General features: G+C 64.2%; 5 protein-coding genes. 4 read left to right on the top strand and 1 reads right to left on the bottom strand.

The features are described 5' to 3' along the window. Positions 1 to 99: 99 nt before the first annotated feature. Genes IVB32_RS14270 through IVB32_RS14255 form a run of 4 tightly spaced genes read left to right on the top strand, consistent with a single transcriptional unit; the run spans position 100 to position 2506 of the window. Positions 100 to 891 carry an ABC transporter ATP-binding protein gene (locus IVB32_RS14270; protein ID WP_018459316.1) on the top strand — a complete coding sequence of 264 codons (792 nt, stop codon included), beginning with the start codon at positions 100 to 102 and terminating at the stop codon, positions 889 to 891. Continuing rightward, the gene (locus IVB32_RS14265) at positions 888 to 1592 is read left to right on the top strand and encodes an ABC transporter ATP-binding protein (protein ID WP_018459315.1); all 705 of its coding nucleotides are present in this window, start codon (positions 888 to 890) and stop codon (positions 1590 to 1592) included. Before IVB32_RS14270 ends, IVB32_RS14265 begins: the two co-directional genes overlap by 4 nt. 26 nt (positions 1593 to 1618) lie before the next feature. Beyond that, on the top strand, positions 1619 to 2074 hold the full coding sequence (locus IVB32_RS14260) for a MarR family transcriptional regulator (protein WP_007592445.1): 456 nt from the start codon (positions 1619 to 1621) through the stop codon (positions 2072 to 2074). Between the two features lie 42 nt (positions 2075 to 2116). Next, a complete protein-coding gene (locus IVB32_RS14255; protein ID WP_346658552.1) occupies positions 2117 to 2506 on the top strand; it encodes a hypothetical protein in 390 nt (129 codons plus the stop codon). Between the two features lie 5 nt (positions 2507 to 2511). On the opposite strand, the gene IVB32_RS14250 is transcribed toward IVB32_RS14255, so the two are convergent. Continuing rightward, positions 2512 to 3284: hypothetical protein (locus IVB32_RS14250; RefSeq protein WP_247410621.1), on the bottom strand; the 773-nt coding region annotated here is incomplete at its 5' end.

The following is a 3284-nucleotide window of genomic DNA, read 5'->3' as shown; positions in this document are numbered from 1 at the left end:
CAAGGGCATCGTCGGCATGCTGGAGATGTTAGCGCAGCGCCGCAGGAAGACGTCGCCGCCGGGGTCACCCTTGCTTGCCAAGCCGATCGAGTCCGCCGAATGAGCGTCGCGCCCCCACTTCTCGCGGTCGAAGGACTGACCAAATCCTATGGCGGCGTCCATGCCGTGCGCGGCGTCTCGTTCTCGCTGCGCGCCGGTGAAATCCTGGCGCTGATCGGACCGAACGGCGCGGGCAAGAGCACCTGTTTCGACATGCTCAATGGCCAGAACAAGCCTGATACCGGCCACGTCCGCCTGCTCGGCGAGGACACAACCGGCAGGAAGCCGCGCGAGATCTGGCGGATGGGCGTGGGTCGCACCTTCCAGATCACCGCGACCTTCGCGACCATGACGGTGCGCGAGAACGTGCAAGTCGCGCTGATCTCGCATGGCAAGCAATTGTACAATCTTTGGGGCTCGGCGCCGAACTTCGACCGCGGCGAAGCCGGGCGACTGCTCGAGCTGGTCGGCATGGGCGGTTACGCCGATCGCCCCTGCGGCGAGCTTGCCTATGGCGATCTCAAGCGGCTCGAGCTCGCCGTCGCGCTCGCCAACCAGCCAAAGCTGCTGCTGATGGACGAGCCGACCGCCGGCATGGCGCCGCGCGAGCGGGTCGATTTGATGCGGCTGACCGCGCAGATCGCCCGGGAAAAATCGATCGGCGTTCTCTTCACCGAGCACGACATGGACGTGGTGTTCGAGCACGCCGACCGCATCATCGTGCTCAACCGCGGCACGCTGATCGCCGAGGGCTCGCCCGCCCAGGTCCGCGGCAATCCGCAAGTGCAGGCGGTCTACCTCGGCGAGGGCCTGCTTTACGAGGCCGGGCATCGCGAGGGAGCATCGGCATGAAGCTCACAGTACAGGATCTCAACAGTCATTACGGCCCGGCGCATATCCTGTTCGACATCGGGTTCGAGGTCGGCCAGGGGGAAGTCGTGGCGTTGCTCGGCCGCAATGGCGCCGGCAAGTCGACGACGTTCCGCTCGATCGTCGGGCTCGTCGCGCAGCGGTCGGGGCGGATCATGTTCGAAGGCAAGGATGTCTCGGCGCGTCCGACACATGAGATCGTGCGGGATGGGCTTGGTTACGTGCCGGAGGAGCGGCGTATCTTCACCGATTTGACGGTGGAAGAGAATCTCGAGGTCGGCCGCCAGCCGAAGCGCCCGAACGCGCCGCACTGGACTCGCGACAAGCTGTTTTCGCTGTTCCCTAACCTCGGCGAGATGAAAAATCGCCCGGGCGGCCGCATGAGCGGCGGCGAGCAGCAGATGCTCACCATCGCGCGCACGCTGATGGGCAATCCATCGCTGGTGCTGCTGGATGAGCCCTCGGAAGGCCTGTCGCCGAAAATCGTGGAGCAGATGGTCGAGGCCATCCTGACCATGAAGAAGGAGGGCGTCAGCATCGTCGTCTCCGAGCAGAATCTGCATTTTGCGCGGCTGATCTCCGATCGCGCCTATATCATCGAGCGCGGCCGCATCTGCTTCGGCGGCACCATGGCCGAGCTCGACGCGCGTCCGGATATCCGCGACGCGCATCTGTCGTTGTGAAGGCAAAGGGCAAGGGCATCGAGCGGATGGCGAGAAGCGTCGCGGCGAAGAAAAGCGTCAAACCGGCAAAGCCGCCTTATGTGCTCGACGAGCAGGTCGGCTTCATCCTTCGCCAGGTCTGGCAGCGCCACAGCGCGATCTTCTCTCGCGAGATCGGCACCAACATTACGCCGACGCAATGGGCGGCGCTGTCGAAGCTCGCCGAGGCCGGGCCATGCTCGCAGAACCAGCTCGGGCGCCTGACTGCGATGGACGTGGCGACCATCAAGGGCGTGATCGATCGGTTGACGGCGCGCGGCCTCACCGAGACCAGCCAGGATCCGGAGGATGGACGGCGGCTTCTGGTCAGCCTGACGCGCGCGGGCCAGCAATTGGCGGAAAAGGTCGCGCCGAATGCGCTTGCGATCACACGAGAGACGCTGGCGCCGCTCGAGGCAAAGGAGCGCGAGATGCTGATGGCGCTGTTGAACAAGCTGCGGTGAGGCGCGACTAACCTCGGTGAAGGTCTTGTCGAGGTTTTTGACATGAGAGCGGCGACCCGGTTTGCTATGGCTCTGAGCATGAGTGTGATGCTGGCGGGCCAGTCTGCTCCCGCCCTGGCGGCGCAAGCCTATGAGGGGTTCTGGGCGTCAACCAAAAAGGATTGCCGCGACGAGGACAGCGCCAACTGCATGAGCATCGAGGGCGGCAACCGTCTCTATTGGTACGAGACCCGGTGCCGCGCCAGCGAGATCACTGCCGACGGGAAGCTCGCCTGGAAAATGAAGCTCGCCTGCGAAGGCGAGGGTGAGAAGTATCGCTCCAGTCCCCGGGTTTCCATTGCCGCGAACGGCAAGCTGGTGATGGACAACAGCCCGGTCGGGCCGGGCAAGCGCCAGACCTATGTGCGTTGTGAGATAGCGAAACCGCGGTGATCCTGCTACGTCTTCCCCGGCCATTTTGCGCGATAGCGGATTTCGCTGCCATCGGCGAGCCGCCGCCACGTTCCGAACTCCGGCGTATGCGGAGCCGAGGCCGTCAATCCGATCGGGTAGATTCGGCTGGGCTGTCCCTGGATGTTGACGGCGAGTTGCCGGTGCGAGGTTCGGAACGCCAGTTCGACTTCGCCTGCGATGACGGGCTGATCGCCGTCACTATGGAAGCCAGCTGCGTTCGATTCGCCCGGCATGGTGTTGAGGTCCGTCTGCAATTCGATGGTGATATCTTGCGGTGACTTCGGCACGGTTGCGCCGGCCGGAAGGCGAACCTCGAAGACGAGCGCAGGAGTGGCACCGTTTCGGTTGAGCCAGGGCGTGGCCGTCATGTACGCGACGCCCAGGTAGGTGGCGGCGGCGGCCACGCAAAGCAGGACCACGACACCAAGCGAGTTCAGGCTGTTGCGCGCGAGACCGCTATTGCCTGCATCCGTGCCGGAACGCGTCACCAGCCAGCTGGCAAGCACCACGCCAGCGATCGCTCCGATGGGTGAGTAGACGAACAGTGCCAACAGGCCAGACGTGATCGGGTCCGCCCGGTTGCCCAGATCGAGCACTGAAAACAGCACAAAGGTCGCGACATAACCTCCGACCGCACCGGCAACACCGGCGGCAATCCGCGACGAATTCTTCATGTCTCCCTCGGCGTTCCAGCAATGAACTGCCTGCGTTAGACGCAGCAGGCCGACGACTTGTTCAATGCTGTCAAGGGAGCACG

The organism is Bradyrhizobium sp. 23 (genome assembly GCF_023073295.1).
GTDB lineage: Bacteria > Pseudomonadota > Alphaproteobacteria > Rhizobiales > Xanthobacteraceae > Bradyrhizobium > Bradyrhizobium canariense_D.
Note: the sequence above shows the minus strand (reverse complement) of the source record. Positions and strands in the feature narration are given on the sequence as shown.